This window comes from Paenibacillus vortex V453 (assembly GCF_000193415.1).
Lineage (GTDB): Bacteria > Bacillota > Bacilli > Paenibacillales > Paenibacillaceae > Paenibacillus_AQ > Paenibacillus_AQ glucanolyticus.
Map to the genome: position 1 here is coordinate 144803 of NZ_ADHJ01000020.1, position 20163 is coordinate 164965.

The 20163-nt window shown below is 49.1% G+C and carries 15 protein-coding genes; 9 read left to right on the top strand and 6 right to left on the bottom strand.

Going from position 1 to position 20163, the window contains the following annotated elements; genetic code table 11:
• Position 1: 1 nt before the first annotated feature.
• The 5 genes from PVOR_RS12545 (at position 2) to PVOR_RS12565 (ending at position 7332) form a co-directional block, all read left to right on the top strand.
• Positions 2 to 970, top strand: a complete 969-nt coding sequence (locus tag PVOR_RS12545) for an ABC transporter ATP-binding protein (protein ID WP_006209570.1) — start codon at positions 2 to 4, stop codon at positions 968 to 970.
• Complete coding sequence (locus PVOR_RS12550; RefSeq protein WP_006209571.1) at positions 963 to 1952, top strand: ABC transporter permease; 990 nt, start codon at positions 963 to 965, stop codon at positions 1950 to 1952. Before PVOR_RS12545 ends, PVOR_RS12550 begins: the two co-directional genes overlap by 8 nt.
• A gap of 109 nt (positions 1953 to 2061) precedes the next feature.
• Positions 2062 to 4041 (top strand): DNA topoisomerase IV subunit B, encoded by a 1980-nt coding sequence (parE, locus tag PVOR_RS12555; RefSeq protein ID WP_006209572.1) that lies wholly within the window; start codon positions 2062 to 2064, stop codon positions 4039 to 4041.
• Between the two features lie 11 nt (positions 4042 to 4052).
• The gene (gene gyrA / locus PVOR_RS12560) at positions 4053 to 6512 is read left to right on the top strand and encodes a DNA gyrase subunit A (protein WP_006209573.1); all 2460 of its coding nucleotides are present in this window, start codon (positions 4053 to 4055) and stop codon (positions 6510 to 6512) included.
• Between the two features lie 388 nt (positions 6513 to 6900).
• Positions 6901 to 7332, top strand: a complete 432-nt coding sequence (locus tag PVOR_RS12565; protein WP_006209574.1) for a MarR family winged helix-turn-helix transcriptional regulator — start codon at positions 6901 to 6903, stop codon at positions 7330 to 7332.
• A gap of 245 nt (positions 7333 to 7577) precedes the next feature.
• Here the strand turns inward: PVOR_RS12565 and PVOR_RS12570 are convergent, their stop codons facing one another.
• The 4 genes from PVOR_RS12570 to PVOR_RS12585 form a co-directional block, all read right to left on the bottom strand.
• A complete protein-coding gene (locus tag PVOR_RS12570; protein ID WP_006209575.1) occupies positions 7578 to 8312 on the bottom strand; it encodes an RluA family pseudouridine synthase in 735 nt (244 codons plus the stop codon).
• Between the two features lie 4 nt (positions 8313 to 8316).
• Positions 8317 to 9180 (bottom strand): class I SAM-dependent methyltransferase, encoded by an 864-nt coding sequence (locus PVOR_RS12575; protein WP_006209576.1) that lies wholly within the window; start codon positions 9178 to 9180, stop codon positions 8317 to 8319.
• Positions 9181 to 9304: 124 nt separating this feature from the next.
• Positions 9305 to 9823 carry a GNAT family N-acetyltransferase gene (locus tag PVOR_RS12580; RefSeq protein ID WP_006209578.1) on the bottom strand — a complete coding sequence of 173 codons (519 nt, stop codon included), beginning with the start codon at positions 9821 to 9823 and terminating at the stop codon, positions 9305 to 9307.
• Positions 9824 to 9982: 159 nt separating this feature from the next.
• Positions 9983 to 11941 (bottom strand): endonuclease MutS2, encoded by a 1959-nt coding sequence (locus tag PVOR_RS12585; RefSeq protein WP_006209579.1) that lies wholly within the window; start codon positions 11939 to 11941, stop codon positions 9983 to 9985.
• A 554-nt stretch (positions 11942 to 12495) separates the two neighbouring features.
• Between PVOR_RS12585 and pepF the strand changes: the two genes are divergently transcribed.
• Positions 12496 to 14295, top strand: coding sequence for an oligoendopeptidase F (gene pepF, locus PVOR_RS12590; protein WP_006209580.1), 1800 nt, complete (start codon positions 12496 to 12498; stop codon positions 14293 to 14295).
• A 98-nt stretch (positions 14296 to 14393) separates the two neighbouring features.
• Here pepF and PVOR_RS12595 read toward each other — a convergent pair whose 3' ends face one another.
• Positions 14394 to 17399 carry a PAS domain-containing protein gene (locus PVOR_RS12595; protein ID WP_006209582.1) on the bottom strand — a complete coding sequence of 1002 codons (3006 nt, stop codon included), beginning with the start codon at positions 17397 to 17399 and terminating at the stop codon, positions 14394 to 14396.
• 233 nt (positions 17400 to 17632) lie between these two features.
• Positions 17633 to 17914, bottom strand: a complete 282-nt coding sequence (locus tag PVOR_RS12600) for a GNAT family N-acetyltransferase (protein WP_006209583.1) — start codon at positions 17912 to 17914, stop codon at positions 17633 to 17635.
• Between the two features lie 136 nt (positions 17915 to 18050).
• On the opposite strand from PVOR_RS12600, the gene PVOR_RS12605 reads away from it, so the two are divergent.
• The 3 genes from PVOR_RS12605 to PVOR_RS12615 all read left to right on the top strand — a co-directional run bounded on the left by PVOR_RS12605 (position 18051) and on the right by PVOR_RS12615 (position 19691).
• Positions 18051 to 18362: a hypothetical protein gene (locus PVOR_RS12605; RefSeq protein ID WP_006209584.1), complete on the top strand. Its 312-nt coding sequence runs from the start codon at positions 18051 to 18053 to the stop codon at positions 18360 to 18362.
• A 131-nt stretch (positions 18363 to 18493) separates the two neighbouring features.
• Positions 18494 to 18949 (top strand): VOC family protein, encoded by a 456-nt coding sequence (locus PVOR_RS12610; RefSeq protein ID WP_006209585.1) that lies wholly within the window; start codon positions 18494 to 18496, stop codon positions 18947 to 18949.
• 145 nt (positions 18950 to 19094) lie between these two features.
• A complete protein-coding gene (locus PVOR_RS12615; RefSeq protein ID WP_006209586.1) occupies positions 19095 to 19691 on the top strand; it encodes a TetR/AcrR family transcriptional regulator in 597 nt (198 codons plus the stop codon).
• Positions 19692 to 20163 lie beyond the last annotated feature (472 nt).

Genomic DNA, 20163 nt, shown 5'->3' on the forward strand with positions numbered 1-20163 from the left:
GATGAATGAACAAGCGCAAGAAATCGTACTATCCGTCCAGCATGTAAAAAAGAAAATCGGTCGAAAATGGATTATACATGATGTCTCCTTTGACGTCCGTGCAGGAGAAATTTTTGGATTCCTCGGTCCTAACGGGGCTGGAAAGACAACCACAATCCGCATGCTGGTGGATTTGATTAAGCCGTCATCTGGTATGATCAGGGTATGCGGGTATGACGTCAACCGTCAGCAGGAACAGGCTCTGCGTTATATTGGTTCCATTGTAGAGAATCCTGAAATGTATTCCTACATGACGGGATGGGAAAATCTCGAGCATTTTGCACGGATGCAGCCCGGCATCGATCAGCACCGGATTGAGGAAGTTGTAAACACCGTGAGGCTGGACCGAAGGATTCACGACAAGGTGAGCACGTATTCCCTGGGGATGAGGCAGCGCCTGGGGATTGCACAGGCACTGCTTGGCAGGCCCAAACTGCTTATTCTTGATGAGCCTACCAACGGTCTTGATCCGAAGGGGATCAAAGAGATGCGGCAGTTCATCCACCAATTAGCCGCGGAAGGGCTGGCGGTGTTTGTATCGAGTCATCTACTGAGCGAGATTCAGCTTCTGTGCAGCCGTGTGGCGATCATCAGCAGTGGAAGAGTGCTGGCGGTCGGTGAGGTTGACGAATTGATTGCAGGCAATAGTGATCATGTGATCTGGGATCTTAATCCGGCAGTGCAAGGGAAGAGGATTTTGCAAAAACTGGATTATTGTGAGATCGTTAATCATCCGGAGGAAGTGCTTGACGATAATCTGCTGGCAGGCATGTCGCCGGAAGCTGTTGTGACCCGAATCAGCTCGGATAATACGTCAAGGGCAGTGGAACGCTTGGTGTCCGGGGGTGTACAGGTCCGGGAAGTTCACCGGATCAATCCTACGCTGGAGCAGCTGTTCCTGCAAATGACGGAAGGTGAGAGCATTGAGTAGTCTTTTGCCTCTGATCAAGAATGAGTGCATTAAGATCATAAAACGGAAGCGCTTCTATGTTGTCCTGCTTGTTCTGCTTGCTCTTGTTCCCATGTTTACCTATGCCCAGATGAAATCGGCGGAGCGGAGCCAGGAGAAGTTCAACAGTGACTGGCGGCTTGAGCTTCAGCAGCGGATAACGGATAATGAGAACTCACTCAGCAGTGACAGGGTGCCGGATGAGTGGAAAAGATATCGTCTGATTTTTATTCAGCAAATGCAGTATTATTTGCAGCATGATGTGAATCCTAATCAACCAAACGGGGTTACATTCACGCGGGAGTTCCTGAACAATGCGATATCCCTGTTTATCCCGCTGCTCATTATGGCCATTGCATCGGATATTGTATCCGGCGAACGGACGACAGGAACCATCAAGATGCTGCTTACAAGGCCAGTCAAGCGCTGGAAGGTGCTGCTGAGCAAACTGATCGCCCTGATCATGTTTACATCTCTGATTGTATTGTCCACTTATATTATTGCTTATCTGATATCCGGTCTTGCCTTCGGGTACAAGGGATTTGATATACCGGTATTCACTGGCTTCCAGATCGTTGGCTCTGAGGTGGATATGTCAGGAGTTCATGCCGTGCCCCAGTGGAAGTACCTGCTGATGCAGGGCGGTTTGGTGTGGTTCGTTGGCATCTGTATAGGTATGCTTGCTTTTATGGTGTCGGTGCTGGTGCGCAGTACGGCGGCCAGCATCGTGATTATGATGGCGGCTCTGATTGCGGGCAATATATTGACCAATATGGCCTCGGCCTGGAGCAGTGCGAAATATTTGTTCATGGTGAACCTGAATTTGACAAATTATTTGGCAGGTAATTTGCCGCCGATTGAAGGGATGACATTGAATTTTTCTCTTATCGTATTGGCCCTCTGGGCGGCTTGTGCGGTTATTGTTTCATTCAGTGTCTTTACGAGAAGGGATATCTTGAATTAAAATGGACAAAGCATGAAACATTTGTTTGCATTTTTTTAGAGAACAGCGTTCTTCTAAAATATTGAACGAAGAAATACACTCGATACGTGAAATTGAAGGAGGAGCATGAATGGTCGAACAGATCGATATGTTTGCAGAGTCATCAAAGAATGGCGGTAACAGCCGTTCAGGATACGATGCTGACGACATTCAAGTGCTCGAAGGCCTTGTTGCGGTACGCAAACGGCCAGGCATGTACATAGGGAGCACAAGCTCGTCAGGCTTGCATCATCTGGTTTGGGAAATCGTGGACAACGCCGTAGACGAGCATTTGGCCAAGTACTGCTCGAGAATTGAAATTACATTGCATAAGGACGGTTCCGCGACGGTATACGATAATGGGCGCGGAATTCCAACAGGAATGCACAAGACAGGCATACCAACCCCGCAAGTTGTATTTACCATTTTGCATGCCGGGGGTAAGTTCGGAGGCTCTGGGTACAAGAAGTCCGGCGGTCTTCACGGAGTTGGCGCATCGGTTACGAATGCGTTGTCCGAATGGCTGGAAGTCGAAATTTACCGCGAAGGTAAAGTTCATCGCCAGCGCTTCGAATACTGGCAGGATGCTAAAGGGAAAGAGCATGTCGGTGAACCGGTAACCGGGCTTGAAGTGCACGGCAACACCAACAAAACGGGAACGAAGATTACGTTTAAACCGGATGCGCGTGTATTTACTACAGGCACGCATTTGAATTACGACACGCTTGCAGAGCGCTTGCAGGAAATCGCCTTCCTGAATTCAGGACTTCGCATTGTATTAAAAGATGAGCGAAGCGGAAATGGGGAAGAATTTTTCTATGAAGGCGGCGCAAGCCAGTTCGTACAGTTTTTGAATGAAGGCAAGGATGTACTGCACGATGTGATTCATTTCTACGCGGAGAAGGATGACATCGAGGTCGAAATCGCCCTTCAATATAATGCCGGTTATACGGAGACGCTGGCCTCATTCGTAAACTCTATCCCGACCCGCGGCGGCGGTACACATGAGACGGGTTTTAAGACGGCTTATACGCGCGTGATGAATGATTATGCCCGCAAGAACAATCTCCTGAAGGAGAAGGATAAGAATCTTGAAGGAAACGATCTGCGCGAAGGCATGATGACGGTCATCAGCGTCAAGATGGCTGAGGTTGAATTCGTCGGTCAGACGAAGGATCAGCTGGGAAGCGCCTCTGCCCGCAGCACCGTGGACAGCATCGTCACCGAGAAGATGCAGATTTTCCTTGAAGAGAATCCTCAGGTTGCCCAGACGCTGCTGAAGAAAGCCATTCAGGCGTCTAAAGCCCGGGAAGCGGCTCGTAAAGCACGCGATGAAATGCGCAGCGGCAAGAAACGCAGTGAAAGCTCGAACCTTGGCGGCAAGCTGACTCCGGCGCAATCGAAGGATTTTTCAAGAACCGAATTGTTTATTGTGGAAGGGGACTCCGCAGGAGGCTCTGCCAAGCAAGGACGGGATTCGAAAATCCAGGCCATTCTGCCTCTTAAAGGGAAACCGATGAATCCGGAGAAGTCGAAGCTTGCCGATATCTTGAAGAATGATGAATATCGTGCGATTGTCTCTGCGATTGGTGCGGGGATCGGCACGGAATTTACGGCTGGGGACAGCAATTATTCGAAGATTATTATCATGACCGATGCGGATACGGACGGCGCTCACATTCAAGTGCTGCTGCTCACGTTCTTCTACAGGTACATGAAACCGCTGATTGATGAAGGCCGTGTCTATCTTGCGCAGCCTCCATTATATAAAATCGCCAGCAAATCCGGGAAACTGGAAACGATTCGTTATGCCTGGACAGAAGGGCAGCTGGCTAATTACCTTAAGGAATTCAAGAATTATGAGCTGCAGCGTTATAAAGGGCTGGGTGAGATGAACCCGGAACAACTGTGGGAAACAACGATGAACCCGGAATCACGGACCTTGCTGCAGGTGCAGATCGATGACGCTGCCAAGGCGGAGCGTCGCGTGTCAACGCTGATGGGCGATAAGGTGGACCCTCGCAAGCGCTGGATTGTAGAAAATGTAAACTTCGCGGAGTTTGAGGAATAGAAGGTGAATGAATGAGTTTATCGGAGCAATTTTTACCGGCTTATCTGGAAGAGGTTGTAGGTGATCGATTCGGCAGGTATTCCAAGTATATTATTCAGGATCGGGCAATCCCGGACGTTCGTGACGGCCTGAAACCCGTTCAGCGGCGAATTCTGTACGCCATGTACGATTCGGGTAACACACCGGATAAACCATATCGTAAATCGGCGAAAACGGTCGGAGATGTGATGGGTAATTATCACCCTCACGGGGATTCATCGATCTATGAAGGCATGGTCCGTATGGCCCAGCCTTGGAAGATGGGGCATGTGCTGGTGGACGGTCACGGAAACTGGGGTTCCCAGGATGATGATCCGGCTGCAGCGATGCGTTATACCGAAGCAAGGCTGTCATCCATTGCGATGGAGCTGCTGCGGGATATCGAGAAGCGGACCGTGCTGTTCAAGGACAATTTTGATAATACGGCCAAGGAGCCGGTTGTGCTGCCTTCACGGTATCCGAACCTGCTCGTTAACGGGGCAAGCGGGATTTCCGCAGGCTTTGCCACTGAAATTCCGCCTCACAATTTGCGGGAAGTGATTGATGCTTGTATTGCCGTCATGCAAAAGCCAGAGATTGAGCTGGCTGAAATTATGACCTTTATCAAAGGTCCGGATTTCCCGACCAGCGGCATCATTATGGGCGGCGAAGGCATTCTGGATGCTTATCGCACAGGTAAAGGTCGCGTCTATCTGCGGTCGAAGACGGACATTGAATCGCTTCGCGGCGGCAAGCAGCAGATTGTGATCACGGAAATTCCTTATCAGGTCGTTAAATCGAGGCTTGTCACCGCCATGGAGAACATTCGGCTTGAGAAAAAAGTCGAGGGCATTGCCGAGGTGCGGGATGAGAGCGGCCGCGAAGGGCTGCGCATCGTCGTTGAGCTGAAGAAGGATGCTGACGCAAACGGAATTCTTGCTTATTTGTTGAAGAAAACCGATCTGCAGATCACATACAATTTCAATATGGTTGCCATCGTGAATAAAACCCCTCAGCAGTTGGGGCTCAAAGCGATGCTTACTGCTTATATCGAGCACCAGCGTGAAGTTGTCACCAATCGCACGCAGTTCGAGCTGGAGAAAGCGGAGGACCGGGCGCACGTATTGGAAGGTCTGGTTAAGGCCCTCAACATTCTGGACGAGGTTATTGCGGCGATTAAAGCCTCCAAAAACCGTCAGGATGCACAGAACAACCTGCAATGGATGTTCGGTTTCACGGAGCGTCAGGCCGATTCCATTCTGACTTTGCAATTATACCGCCTTACCAACCTTGAAATTCATTCCCTGCAAAAAGAACTGGACGAGCTGACGAAAAAAATCGAGGGTTTGCGTGCGATTCTGGACAGCGACAAAAAGCTGATTGCTGTCATTCGCAAGGAACTGCTCGAAATCCGTGAGAAGTACGGCATCGAACGGCGTTCGGTCATTCAGGAAGAAGTGGAAGAGATCAAGGTTAATCTTGAGGTGCTGGTTAATGCCGAAGATGTGCTCGTAACGTTGTCGAACGAAGGTTACATCAAGCGCACCAGCATGTTATCTTTTACGCGCAGCGGCGGTGAGCTGGGAAGCTCCGGCGTGAAGGATGGCGATTACATCACCCGTCTGTTTGAAGTCAACACACTGGAGAACTTGCTCATCTTTACAAGCCGGGGGCAATACTTCTTACTGCCGGTCCACCAGATTCCGGAGTACAAATGGAAAGATGCCGGCACCGCCATAGTCAATGTGATCCAAGTGCCAAAAGAGGATAACATCGTATCCGTCATACCGGTATCAAACTTTGAAGATCCAGGCAAATCGCTGGTATTTGTAAGCCGCAAAGGCCAAGTGAAGCGCACCGAGCTCAAGGATTATGCCACGAAGCGGGCTGGTGCGGTCGCTGCTGCCAAGGTTGCAGCGGATGACAGCATTATCCAGGTTGTCATGAGTGATGGCCATAAAGATATTGTGCTGATCTCCAAAGAAGGAATGAGCATCCGATTCAATGAACAGGAAGTCAATGCGATGGGACGCGTGTCCGGTGGGGTTCGGGGTATCCAGCTCCGTGACGGAGACGAGGTTGTTGCAGCTTTATGGGTGGAGAACGACGAGGGTGAGATTCTGACGATCACCGATCTGGGTTATGGCAAGCGCAGTCTGCTGCTGGATTACCAGGCTCAAAGCCGTGGCGGCAAAGGGATGGCTACGTTTGAGTTCAAGGAAGGCAAGCGGGTGAAGCCTAACGGCAGTGCCATTGCCGGGGCATTCTACTGCCGGGAACCTCTGCAGATTATGGCTTACAGCGAAGATGGACAAGCCTATCCGATTCATACGGAGCAGGTTCCGATCGCAGAACGTAAATCGATTGGCAAGCTTCTTGCCGATGTTGGCAAAAAAGGACAGATTGTGGATTTGGTCAATCTGCCCATTACGGAGACAGGCAAAGAAAGTTGAACATAGATTATCTAATCAGCATAATCCTGAGAGTGTAAGATGGACAATAAGCACCTTCGATGATATTTTGTCGAGGTGCTTTTGTTATATTCTGCGTTTGCGAAAGGGGACATTTTACATTTATACTATTTGACATATGTCTGGCATTGTCGAAGTTGAGTGAACCTTGAAATACGCCGTCATATAAGGGATATCAGGTTTTGTCGCTTGATTGGAAATTATATTTTTTAACGAAAAAAGAAGGATATTGCGAGGTCTCCCGCGAAAAGTTAATCCTATAAACTAATATGAAAAGCATGACTTCGGTGGAATTCTATCGTTTCGAGTTTGACCACAACACGCTTGTGATGATCGATCTTGACAGACATAACGGAAAGGACGGGATAATATGCATACTGCCGAATTTGCCAAAGTGTGGTCCAAGCTGGCCAAGGATTATAAACTCCATATGGAAGCCGGATTAGCACCTACATTGACGGAGCCACAACTGATGGTGCTGGAGGTGCTTGCAGAGCAGAAGCGGATGAAACCATCCGATTTCATTCCATACTTGGCAACAAGTCCGGCTGCTGTGACGATGCTGCTGGACCGGATGGAGAAGAACGGATTGATCAAACGAGAGCGGGACGTGCATGACAGACGGATCGTGTGGGTTACGATATCCTATAAAGGTCGCGAGGAATATACGCGGGGGCTGCAGGTAAGGGAAGAGTATCTTTCCCAAATTCTGAACCGCATATCATCCCATAATCAACAACTGCTTGTCTATCTGTTAGGAAAAATCAACACAGCACCACAGGAAGTTTTGGTAGAAGCATAGAGTGAAAAGCCCCTGAGCGAGACTACACCTTGCAGCTCACGCGTGGGGCCAGCCAAGTTTAGCCCTAGCAAACCATCCTGGTGCCGGAAATTTCATGCGGTATTTGCTTGCAAGGAGAGACGTTGCCCTATTCTTCGGCATGCTGTAAGCAATGTAAAGGAATAACATATTACTTTCATTTCCATAATCGTTAAGTAAGACAAAAAAACGAAATCCATTAGGAAGGATTTCGTTTTTTTGTGATTTTATCGGTAAGCTTGTAATGCCAGCTCCAGTTTATCCAGGGAGAATGAGGTCCAGGGATACACGGGAGGCGGCATCGAGTGTATGGAAATGTCCTCTTTGGTAACGGGGTGAGGAAATCCAACCAGCACAGACCATAACGCAATTTGCTGACCCGCTTTATTCACCTTGCTGCCATATTTCTGATCCCCGAACAATGGATGCCCCGCATGGTTAAGCTGGACACGGATCTGATGTGGTCTGCCCGTGTGTAGCTCGATCAGGACAAGACTGAAGCCTTCCGAGGTTTGGAGCACCGTATAGTCCAGAATGGCTTCCTTCGCCCCGTCAGTGCCTTCTGAAGTCACATGGACGGTATTGGTCTTTGCATCCTTATACAGCATATCCACGAGTCGGCCGGAAGGCTTCGAAGGAATGCCGTGAACGACCGCTACATATTGCTTGCGGAAGCTGCGGCTCCGAACTGCTTCGGATAATCGGGAAGCGGCTTTGGAGGTCTTGGCAAATACCATTGCCCCTCCGACGGGACGGTCAAGTCGATGCACCAGACCCAAAAATACGTTGCCGGGTTTATTAAAGCGCTCCTTGATGTCCTGTTTTAGTATGGTCAGCATGTCGGGATCTCCGGTAGCATCCTCCTGAGAAGGGACATTCACCGGTTTAGCCACGCCTAACACATGATTATCCTCGAACAGAATCGGTACGACCGGGTACACTGCGGATTCCCGTCTGCTCATCGATTTAGGACTCCCATCGACCCAGGATGCCGCAAGGCAGGTTCATGCCGGTTCGAGTGATCGGTAATCCGATCTCGCCTGCACTGATCGTACCGCCGTACTTCGGTTTCATGGTCATGGTCAGCATGTTGTTCAGTACCGTAGGGGAAATGCCGGTCGTATAGGAGTTAATCAGCATAAACAGCGGATTATCGGATACGATGTTCATGCAGCTTTCCAGGAACGGGTACAAACTCTGTTCAAGCTTCCACGTTTCCCCGCTAGGTCCGCGGCCATAGGAAGGAGGGTCCATAATAATCGCATCGTATTTATTCCCCCGACGCTCTTCCCGCTGTACGAATTTAAACACATCATCCGTAATATAACGGATAGGGCGATCGGCAAGGCCGGATAATGCAGCATTCTCCTTAGCCCATTGGACCATGCCTTTTGCAGCATCGACATGAACCACCTGTGCGCCTGCAGACGCTGCAGCAACCGTAGCACCTCCGGTGTAAGCGAACAGGTTCAGTACGCTTATCGGCCGACCTGCCGCTGCGATCTTGTCCATCATCCAGCGCCAGTTGGCAGCCTGCTCCGGGAACAGACCAGTATGTTTAAAATTGGTGGGTCGAATATGAAATTTCAATTGGTCGTACGAGATGGTCCACCGATCCGGCAGCTGCTTTTTCATATCCCACTGACCGCCGCCGGACGAACTGCGGTGATAGTGTCCGTGAACACTGCGCCATTGTCCGTCTTCTTGCTCAATCGGCCATATAATCTGCGGGTCCGGGCGTCTGAGAATGACATCTCCCCAGCGCTCGAGCTTTTCCCCGCCACCGGTATCGATAACCTCGTAATCTTGCCAATCCTGAGCTACATACATGTTGAAAACCATCCTTCAAATAGTCATTTAGACTATATTGTACAACATATTTGAAGATGAATGCCACCAAGGATTAGGCGGATCGCTCTAACCGATTCGCATGATGTGGTCTTTGGAGTAGAGCTTAGCCCAGTTCTTCAAATGCTGGATGGAACCGGAACTCTCCATGCAGGCTGTGGAGTGCCCCTTCCTGAAGCTCAGCAACCATGAAAACTTCGTCCGAAACGGTAAACTGGGTCATCTCCATCCCGTAGTTCCTGGCCTGTACAAAACCGTACCTAGGATAGTACGACGGATGGCCGAACAGAAAGACAAGGGGATAGCCAAGCGACCGACACCGCCGTTTACCTTCTTCGATGAGTTTGCCGCCAATTCCTTGACGTTGAAATTCCGGAAGCACAGCCAGCGGCGCCAGTGCGGCGACAGAATGGGCATGACCTCCCTCCCAAAGCGCGGCCTGGCTAAACATAATGTGCCCCGTAATCTTCCCGTTTTCTTCCGCAACGATGGACAGCTCCTGCTGAAAGGAATTATCGGCACGCAGCCGTTGTACCAGAATGGCTTCTTCCTGTCCCGGAAAAGCACGGGTGAGAAGGGTGTGTACCTTCTCGTAATCTGCTCCAGTTTCAGTCCGAATGTTCATAGATATCTCTCCTTAAAACATAAAATGGGTTATCGTTTCCGATGATCCGATGCGACACCGACTCTAAAATTTTGAACATCGTGCGCACGGCTCCCTGTGCGCACGATGCGTGGTTCGGGGTATGCTTCTGATGGCTGGTTGGCCATAACAAAGTGCGAGTCACTCGGGCTTCTTTTCAATCTCAAGTCCTTCAATGTGTTTGCGTTTCATTATGCTGCGTTTCTTCCGATTCTCTTTACTCTCAAATACGATGTCAAGATCATAATCGTCCGGATACAGATCCTCTGCTGCAATGTAAGGCTTCAGGCGTTTATGGTTAATCCTCATTCTGTCCTTCTGTATCAAGACGCCTACATTACCCCTTGCATCTATAGTTTCATACACGGTACCGCTTCGTTTCAAATAAGGTACATAGACTCGATCTCCGAGATGAAAGGGAGAGGAAGAGGAGGCTTCGTCCTCACTCGCCTTGACGTCCGTTAACTCGTTCGGCTTGGCTGGGGGAAGGACAGGGAGTTCCGGTGAGCTCGATTCCTCCAAGCCTACGGGATCCCTGCTTTCTCGATGTACAACGGCTGTATTGCCGCTGGAAATTCCCGCTTCCGTGATTTCGCGTGATCTGGCGATAATGGCTTCAGGAATGCCCAGCTTGGCTGCGATGACAAAGGCATAGCTGTGGCCGGCTTCCCCGATCCGGAGGCGATAGAGCGGCTCCAGCGTCTCGGCATCGAATTCCATTCGTGCGTTCTCAAAGCCTGGCGTACGTTCCGCAAAATTTTTGATTTCGGTAAAATGGGTGGTAACCACAACGGTAGCCTGACGTTTATGCAGTTCCTCCAGGATGGCAATGGATAAGCCTACACCTTCTCCCGGGTCCGTCCCGGACGCCATTTCATCCAGCAGCACGAGCGTTGAGCGGCCAGCCGTCTGCAAAATGTCGCGGATGTTGCGAATGTGTGCAGAGAAGGTGCTGAGGGCATGCTCCAGGCTCTGCCCATCTCCGATATCCACGGAAACCTCGTCAAAGACGGCACAGTGGCTGTCTTCCGCTACAGGTACCAGCAGACCGGATTGAACCATCACCGTAATGAGTCCAACCGTCTTGATCGCCGAGGTTTTACCGCCCGTATTAGGACCTGTGATGATCAGTGTTTTGTAACGGTTCCCAATGGTGAAGTCCAGCGGCACCATGGAAGAGCCGATCAGCGGGTGAACGGCCGATTTCAGGTGGATAAACCCTTCCTGGTTCAAATGGACATTGCGTCCGCCTATGGAAATGGCATATTTGCCCCTTGCGATAATGTAGTCATAGATCCCGACCGTATCCGCGTTGGTTCTCAGTTCGAATTGATACTGCTCGGTGAGTGCGGTCAAATCACTCAGAACCTTGGTTTCTTCCCGTGCCTCGTCCGAATGAAGAAGGTTCAACTCCACTTGGAGTCCCTGCAGGTCAGATGGTTCAATGAATACCGTCTGCCCGCTTGCCGATTCGTCCAGAATCGATCCGTTCACGAGTTTGCGATGCTCCTTCTTGATAGGCAGCACATAACGTCCTCCTCGCTTGCTGATGACACTCTCCTGCATGATCGCTTTATAACGGCTCATAAGGCTGTCGAGCTTCCGCTTGATCCGTTCCTCGGTTACGATTATTTTTTTGCGGATTTTAGCCAGATCTTTGCTGGCCTGGTCCACGACGCGGCCACCGTGAATGCTGCGTTCAATTTCGGACAGCAGCGGCCGCAGCTCATGCATGGCGGAGGCGTAGGAGCTTATCGTCGGTGCGATGCCGCTCTTGGCATTCATATATTGAATGAGCTGCCGGCAGCTTCTCAGATACTGGACCATATTCCCGAAATCTCGTTCAGACAGCACATATCCTGTGCCGAGCAGTTCTAAAATCATCTCGACTCCTTCCAGTGATGGAATGGGTACGCTCGCTCCGGTATGAAGCAGAATTCTTGCTTCCTCGGTTTCATTCAATTTATGGCGGATGGCTTTCATTTGGGTGAGCGGCGCCATCTTCCGTATATACTCGATACCCAGGTATGAAACGGCAAAGCGTTCGAGATCGGTGCGAATCTTCTCATACTCTAATTTGTTTAATGCAAATGGATTCATGGTTTTCGGTTCTCCTTTATTCTGGAAATGGGGTGTCATGCAACGCAAAAAAGGGCGGAAAGTGAACTACTAAGGTTCACTTTCCGCCCATAGGCCGTTATTCTGATGGGTATGGTGTGATGGGATAGCTCCAAATAACCCCTGATGTAGCAGAGGGGAGACCCAAAAAATCCGCGCTGAACTCAGCACGGATCACCATATCATATCGGAATAAACCCAAAGGGGCTTCAATTGATATCCGCAGTTCTTAACTAATTCAACGGACGAAATGAATAACCATCAAAAAATAAACATAGCCCTAAGCAGGGAATGTCCATAATTTTCCATTTCGACCCATATGAAATTTGGTTAGTTAAGAACGACCACCGACATCAAAATCTCTCCTTTAGATCAGAGTATGGGATAACTATATCCATAAACAGGTCCAGAAGTCAAGATAGAAAATCGGATACGCTCCAGAAATAAACTGTGATATGATGGAATTGTTATTCTTTTACTAATATTTAGTGAGGAATATGTGGTCATGAGATTATAAGACATGAGGAGCTGTTTCCATGGGAAAAATGCTGACACGTAGTGAGGTTCCGATTGAAGCTACCTGGAATCTGGATGATTTATTTGTCTCGCAAGACGAATTTGAAGCGGGTTTAAAAGCGCTTGAATCGCAGGCCGCTGAATTGACAAGATTTAAAGGCAAGCTGGGTGAAGGTGCCTCTGTTCTTCTGGAATGCCTGAACGAACAGGAAGTTTTGATGGAGAGCATCAGCAAAGTCGGGGCATATGCCAGACTTCGACAATCCGAAGATGGAACCAACCCGCTTAATTTGGCAAATTCGGCGAAAACCGGTGATGTGTTATCCCGCATCCAGTCCTCCCTGACATTCATTGAATCGGAGCTGCTGGATCTTGAAGAAGGGATTATCGATCAGTACATAACAAACAACCATGGGCTCGCTCCTTACGCCCGAAGCTTGAATCTGCTGCTGGAATCCAAGCCGCACCGCCTGAGCCCTGAGACGGAAAGCGTGCTCGCATCACTCGGAGAGGTGCTCGGTTCGCCTTACCGCATATACCTGCGCAGCAAGCTGTCGGATATGACTTTTGATGATATCCAAGTGAACGAAGATACGAAGCCGGTCTCGTTCCGTTTATACGAGAATTCTTATGAGATGTCCGAGGATGCACAGCTTCGCCGTGAAGCCTTTGCTTCATTCTCGAAATCATTGCACGGCTCTCGTCATACATTTGCTGAAGCCTACGCCACGGAAGTGAAGAAACAAGTAGTGCTTTCTCGCCTTCGCGGATACGATTCCGTAACAGATATGCTGTTGAAGCCGCAGCAAGTGACAATGGAAATGTACAACAATATTCATGATACCATCCTGACGGAGCTTGCTCCTCATATGCGGAAGCTCATGAAGCTGAAGAAGCGTGTGCTGGGACTGGATCAAATGCTGTTCTGCGATCTGAAAGCACCGATGGATCCGGATTTTAATCCAAGCGTAACCTATGAAGAGGCTTGCTCGACCATCTCTCAAGCGCTGTCGGTTCTTGGGCCGGAATACGGTGAGATCGTTGAGTCAACGTTCACCAAGCGCTGGGTGGATTACGCCGACAATATCGGTAAATCCACGGGTGCCTTCTGTTCCTCCGTTTACGGTGTGCATTCCTATATTCTGATGGCATGGGCGGACAATATGCGAAATGCCTTTACGCTGGCGCATGAGGTTGGGCATGCAGGTCATTTGATGCTGGCTGCCCATAATCAGAGCATAACGAATGCCCGTCCTTCGATGTATTTCATCGAAGCACCTTCAACGATGAACGAGCTGCTGCTGGCGGATCACTTGCTCAGTCAATCCGAGGATAAGCGGATGCGCCGGTGGATCATTCTTCAACTGCTGAGCACGTACTATCATAATTATGTGACACATCTTCTCGAAGCGGAGATGCAGAGAAGGGTATACCGTCATGCGATGGCGGATGAGCCGATTACGGCAGATAAGCTGTCTGAGCTTAAGGGTGCGGTGCTCACGGACTTCTGGGGAGACGCAGTGGAGCTGGATGAAGGCGCAAAACTTACCTGGATGCGACAACCTCATTATTACATGGGGCTTTATCCGTATACGTATGCAGCGGGATTAACTGCTTCAACAGCGGCAGCGCAGCTGATTCGTGAGGAAGGGCAGCCGGCCGTAGACCGCTGGCTTCAGGTTCTCAAAGCCGGAGGCAGCAAGAGCCCGCTGGAATTGATGGCGATGGCAGGTGTGGACATGTCCACGTCCGAGCCGATTTCCAAAGCGGTAGCTTATGTAGGAACTCTGGTAGACGAGCTGGAATCCTTATACGAGTAGAGCGATATTCGCTCATTGAACAAAAGGGTGGTCCACAGCCTGCATTGGCTGTAGATCACCCTTTTTGTGCGGATGGAGACAATAAGTCCTCATATTACTTATCCTGATCCATCTTCATTTAGTGTACGTGTCGGAATGGTAAAGTAGAAGGAGGAACCAAGCTGCTCCCGGCTCTCAACGCCGATGACACCACCCATTAGCTCGACCAGCTTTTTGCTTATCGCGAGCCCTAGTCCAGTCCCGCCATATTTACGATTCAGGGAGGGATGAAGCTGAGAGAATGACATGAACAGCTGATGCTGCTGCTCGGCCGGTATGCCGATTCCGGTGTCCTTCACTTGGAAAGCAAGGGTGAACTCCTGAGTTCCCGTTCTGTGCAATCCCTCGACACTCATCGAGATGCTGCCCTCATTCGTAAATTTGATTGCATTGCTGATCAGATTAACAAGCACTTGCCGCAATCGCAAGCCATCGCCGATGATCACATCGGGAACCGTGGTGTTTATGCTGCACGATAGCAACAAACCTTTTTCCTTGGCCTTGGCCGAGAATAAATCGACAATGCTCTCAAGCAAAGCTTGTACATCGATCGGCTCAGAATTGAGGGTCATATTGCCGGTTTCGATTTTGCTGAAATCCAGGATCTCGTTCAGAATGTGCAGCAGGGAGCCGCTGCTTTCCATGAGAATGTCCGTGTAATTACGCTGATCCTCATCGAGCTCGGTTGTCTTCAACAGTTCAATCATGCCGATAATTCCGTTCATCGGTGTTCGCAGCTCATGGCTCATCATGGTCAAAAACTCCGTTTTTGCTTGATCGGCTCGTTCAGCATTCTCCTTAGCCCGGATGATTTCTTTTTCGTCGGTGATATCGCGGAACACCATGACAGCGCCCTTGCGTTCACCCTGATCCCAGATCGGATTGACCTGGTAATCTGCAAGAAAGCTGGTGCCATCTCCGCGCCAGAGTACGATCTCGGCTCTTGAAAGCGGAGTTCCCTGCCTGACAGCCTGTACAAGCGGGGAATCCTCGCCCCGATAGAAGGTGCCGTCATGGCGAATCTCTTTTACAATCTGATCACAGGGTCTCCCGATGGTGGTAAGGGGCTCGTAATCAAGCATGGCTGCACCAGCCGGATTGATGAATGCGACCTGACCGTGAATATCCAGTCCAATAATCCCCTCGGATACCGTGTTAAGCAGCAGGGATAACTCCCGGCTGAGTTTCTTGATCTCTTCCATGGTGCGTATACGTTCGGTAATATCCCTTGTAATGCCATAGACGCCAACCACTTCATCATCTACAAAAATCGGAATGTTAATGGTATTGATCTCGATGGGATGGCCGTCCTTATGAATAATGGTCAGATCATAGCTTTGTGGTCTGCCTTCCTTCGCCAGGTTAAAATGGTACAGCGTGCGAGCCATATCTTTTTCCGCTACAATCGGTCCGAAATACATGCCGACTAATTCGTCCAATGTATAACCCGTCAGCTCCTGCAGGTTGTGGTTGGCCGTTAAATAATCGCCGTCCAGATTCATGGAGTAAACGGCAGATGGATTGTATTCAAAAAGAGAGCGGTAGCGCTGTTCATTCTCCTTTAGTTTAAATTCCATCATTTTGCGTTCGGATATGTCGCGGGCAATCGAGATAATCTCGTTCCTCTGATTGTCCTGCGTGCTAATGTACTTGCAATTGACTTCAAACCAGATGTGCCTGCCATCCTTATGTATATAGCGGAAGGTGATCGGTGTGAGCAATTTCCCGACCAGGCAGCTGCTAAAATACTCCTGAAGCGAGGGAATATCCTCGGCGTACACGTAATCAAAAGCACTCGTACCCACCATCTCTTCCGGACGATACCCGAGGAGAGAATAACAGGAGGGGGAGCAGTATAAAAATGTTGAACATTCGATGGTGCTTCTCGATATAAAATCAAGCGAGTTTTCGGTGATGAGCTTGTACTTGTTCTCATTGTCCAGCGACTGCTGTTCAATCAATACCTGCTCGGTAATATCCTGGGCCATACCCACCATCTCAATGGGCCTGCCATCGTTCGTAACGGAGACCTCCCACTGCGCTCGGATCGTCCGAATATGTCCGTCATGAAGCTTGATCCGATAGATGACTTCATCGGCTGTACCGACAAGAGCTTTTCTTACGATGGACTCTACGCGTTCGCGGTCTTCCGGTATGACCATTGCCAGCAGTGAGTCATGATTTGATTCGATGGTGCTGATCTGGTATCCATAGATTCGCCTCATTTCCTCGCTGTAGGTTAACGTATGCGTGATCAAGTCCCAACGCCAGGAGCCGATCTTGGCGATTCGCTGCGCCTGGGCTAATGTGTCCTCATCGATTTTACGCTTGGTTATGTTGCGCGCGATGGCAAGGACTTTCGAAATCTCGCCTTTCGTTCCCCGTATCAGCTGGAAGGACGTTTCAAACCATAAATAATGGCCATTCTTATGGCGGATACGGCGTATGAAACTATGGTCATCCGAAAATAGCTTTCCGGGTTCCTTCATTTGTTCAGAATCAACTTCATGATAGAAGGCTGCTCGATGCTTCCCAGTCATTTCCTCCTGGGTATAGCCAAGTATGTCTGTTGCAGAGGGTGAGATGTATTCAATGATTCCGTCTTCGCTGCTAATGGAAATTAGATCTTGTCCGCTCTTGAAGATGAGTGCAAGCAATTCATCATTCTTGATGACCGGCAGAGAAGTTACTTTCTGGACCGTTTCTTGTCCAAGACAGCATAATATCCACGGAGCCTCTCCAGGTGAAGGGTGCTCAAGCAGCGATATATCCACGGATACCGAAAATCTGCTGCCATCCTGACGAATGAAAAAAGAATCTTTTTTTAGACGGGATGTTCTGTCATTAGTTAAAGATAGTAGTGTTTGGTTGATGGATAGGTCGGATAGCACTTGGATTTCGGAAGGTTTGCGCTGCAGCAGTGCAGAACGCTCCGATTCGATAAGTTCGCAGAACCGGTCGTTGACCTTAACTACCTGCTCGTCAACCGCAGAAATCAGGATTGCCCCGAGGGGCAGCTTGTTAAACATCTGTTCCCAGACCCAATCTTCCGCTGCGTGCGTCATGATATCAGTTGCCTCCCTGAGCTAAGCTTATACCATCTGATCATAGTGGATAGGATCACTCTATCGCAATAGATATTCCCAAATTTCAATATGAACTTGGAAATAATGGACATATGAAAGCCAACCGATAAGAGAAGCAATCTTATGGCTGGCTAAGGTCCTAAGGTCGAGCTAAAAGGTAGATCCGTTCTCAATGAAATATAATAGGATAGGATGCTGTTCCGATCCGGATGCTATTTGTAGAGCAATACGCGATCGTCCAGGTTTTTGTCAAAATAATGCCCGGCATAGGAGCAGGCGGGGATGATTTTCAGCTCTTCCTCGCGCGCATAATCTATGACCTTGCGGACAAGCTCGTCTGCAAGCCCTTGTCCCCGAAGACCTGGTGAAATATAGGTATGGTCGATGCTGATCACACCTTCTCCTTGAGGGGAGTAGGAGATTTCCGCTACTGTTTTTCCGTTATCTTCAAGAAAAAAACCTCCGGTTCTAGCCTGTATACTTTGTTTATCCATGATGTTCTGCCCTCCTTATATTTGGTTGTACTATACCCGTATTTGGCATGGATTAAACGGGAATAGCAGGTAGGCGAACACCCTTGGCGGGCCGTTTGCATACAATGCGATTAGAAGATAATGAAGGAGGAGCATCATGAACAATTATACCAATCAACAGCAAATGCTGTTTCAATGTGACCATCAGTTGGTGCATTCCATGAAGAAGCATAGAGAAAACGCTCATGCAGCCATGAAAAATGTCATGAATCGCAAGGTAAGAGTCCATACGATGGATGATGAAGCTTTTGAAGGTACAGTCATTAATGTAGATGCAAAGAATGTGTACATTCTTGTAGAACAAGGAAACAGAGGATTCTATCCCGGTTATCCTCCCTTTGGGCCCAATCCTAATGTAATATTACCGCTTGCATTGTTCAATTTATTGGCTGTCAGCTTGCTGTGGTAGCAAGCAGAAGAATCTGCAGTTAACGCTGCAGGTTCTTTTTTTTATGCGAAGGTATTGAAAATTATTGTTTACATACATACAGTATGTATGTTAAATTGGATTCATCCCAAATATAAGGAGATGTTTCCCATATGAAGCTTCAAGGATTTTATCCCGTTATTATGACAAAGCAAATAGCCGAAAGCGCAGAGTTTTACACGCGGCTATTTGGATTTGAGATTGTTTTTGAAGCCGATTGGTATGTAAGCCTGAAATGGGGAGAACAAGGGAAGAACTCCTATGAACTCGCCTTTTTGTCTAAAGATCACCCTACGGTTCCTTCCGCTTATCAGGCGAATGTACAAGGACTGCTTCTAAATTTTGAGGTGGCGGATGTTGATGCGGAGTACGAAAGGCTTATAATAAATGAGAAGCTGCCGCTTCATCTGGATATTCGGGACGAGGAGTTTGGCCAACGGCATTTCATTACCAGCGACCCGAATGGGGTGCTTATCGATGTTATCAAGATCATCCCGCCTTCACAGGCCTTTCTGGAGCAGTACAACGAGGATGTATGGTCATCCGACGAGAGCGGAGCTGGAAAATGAGTGTGTCCATCCCTGCATGATTGTTTTGTTAACGGAGCTGGCATATCTTCTATCGGATGAAATAAAGCCGCTTGCGTCTGAGTCTTAGGGCTGGTATCGTCGAATTTAATATCAGTATTTTTGTATAGGAGAGAACCTGCATACTATGAGAAGAAGCAAAAGCGAGACCCATGGGACCATTCAACTGCTGCTGAAGGTAGCCAGAGCCCACTTTACGGATAAGGGTTATGCGAATACAGCACTGGAGGAGGTTGCTGACGAAGCCAAGGTTACTCGCGGCGCGCTGTATCATCATTTTAAGAATAAACAAGGTTTATTCCTTGCCGTGCTTGAGTTAGTGCAAACGGAAATTGCAGATCGGGTAGAACAGGAAGCGACTAGCTCAGAGGATCCTTGGAATCAGCTGCTGCTTGGCTGTCGTGCCTTTATCACTGCCGTGGTAGAACCGCAAAACAAGCGAATCATGCTTATTGACGGTCCCAGTGTTGTGGGCTGGGAGGCTTGGCGCGAGATGGACGAGCAGAATTCGATGACTCATCTGAGAGAGCAGTTGGTCTTGATGCAGGAACAGGGAATTCTGAAGCCGGTTCCTGTGGATGCATTAACCCATGCCTTGTCAGGGGCGTTAAATGAATGCTCGCTATGGATCGCACAGATGCCGGAAACGGCTGGAGGCCTTCAGGAAACGATGGATGTGATAACAGGAATGCTCGAGGGATTCAGGATGAAGTCCTTGGCCTGAAAGCCATGTAAGCGAAGAGAATTAAGAGAAACCGATCCTGAACCAGGGTCGGTTTTTTGGCCTTGTGGATCTCGTAATGATTATTATGGGGCGTGAGGAGTGAAGGGGCTTTTGCAGAGACCAGGTGAGCCGTAGAGTAACAGTGTAAGCAGTAGGGCGACAAGGAATAGGTGAGCAATAGACACAAGGTAAGTAGAGCTAAAGAATGGGCAGTAGGGTAACAGGGTGAGCATTAGAGGCAGTAGAGTACAAGGTAAGCCTTAGAGCAACGGGGGAGCAGTAGGGCAACAAGGAGAGCAGGTAGAGTACAAGGTAAGCCGGAGAGCAACGGGGGAGCCGTAAGGTAACAGTGTAAGCAGTAGAGTACAAGGTAAGCCGTAGAGCAACGGGAGAGCAGTAGAGTAACAGGGTGAGCAGTAGAGTAACAAGATGGGCTGACGAGCAACAGGGTGAGCAGTAGGGCAACTAGATG

Excerpts from the sequence above, each read along its gene's own strand:
- PVOR_RS12565 (WP_006209574.1), top strand. The coding sequence starts at position 6,901 with ATGCATACTGCCGAATTTGCCAAAGTGTGGTCCAAGCTGGCCAAGGAT.
- parE (WP_006209572.1), top strand. The coding sequence starts at position 2,062 with ATGGTCGAACAGATCGATATGTTTGCAGAGTCATCAAAGAATGGCGGT.
- pepF (WP_006209580.1), top strand. The coding sequence starts at position 12,496 with ATGGGAAAAATGCTGACACGTAGTGAGGTTCCGATTGAAGCTACCTGG.
- gyrA (WP_006209573.1), top strand. The coding sequence starts at position 4,053 with ATGAGTTTATCGGAGCAATTTTTACCGGCTTATCTGGAAGAGGTTGTA.
- PVOR_RS12575 (WP_006209576.1), bottom strand. The coding sequence starts at position 9,180 with ATGTATGTAGCTCAGGATTGGCAAGATTACGAGGTTATCGATACCGGT.
- PVOR_RS12570 (WP_006209575.1), bottom strand. The coding sequence starts at position 8,312 with ATGAGCAGACGGGAATCCGCAGTGTACCCGGTCGTACCGATTCTGTTC.
- PVOR_RS12605 (WP_006209584.1), top strand. The coding sequence starts at position 18,051 with ATGAACAATTATACCAATCAACAGCAAATGCTGTTTCAATGTGACCAT.
- PVOR_RS12610 (WP_006209585.1), top strand. The coding sequence starts at position 18,494 with ATGAAGCTTCAAGGATTTTATCCCGTTATTATGACAAAGCAAATAGCC.
- PVOR_RS12595 (WP_006209582.1), bottom strand. The coding sequence starts at position 17,399 with ATGACGCACGCAGCGGAAGATTGGGTCTGGGAACAGATGTTTAACAAG.
- PVOR_RS12580 (WP_006209578.1), bottom strand. The coding sequence starts at position 9,823 with ATGAACATTCGGACTGAAACTGGAGCAGATTACGAGAAGGTACACACC.
- PVOR_RS12600 (WP_006209583.1), bottom strand. The coding sequence starts at position 17,914 with ATGGATAAACAAAGTATACAGGCTAGAACCGGAGGTTTTTTTCTTGAA.
- PVOR_RS12615 (WP_006209586.1), top strand. The coding sequence starts at position 19,095 with ATGAGAAGAAGCAAAAGCGAGACCCATGGGACCATTCAACTGCTGCTG.
- PVOR_RS12545 (WP_006209570.1), top strand. The coding sequence starts at position 2 with ATGAATGAACAAGCGCAAGAAATCGTACTATCCGTCCAGCATGTAAAA.
- PVOR_RS12585 (WP_006209579.1), bottom strand. The coding sequence starts at position 11,941 with ATGAATCCATTTGCATTAAACAAATTAGAGTATGAGAAGATTCGCACC.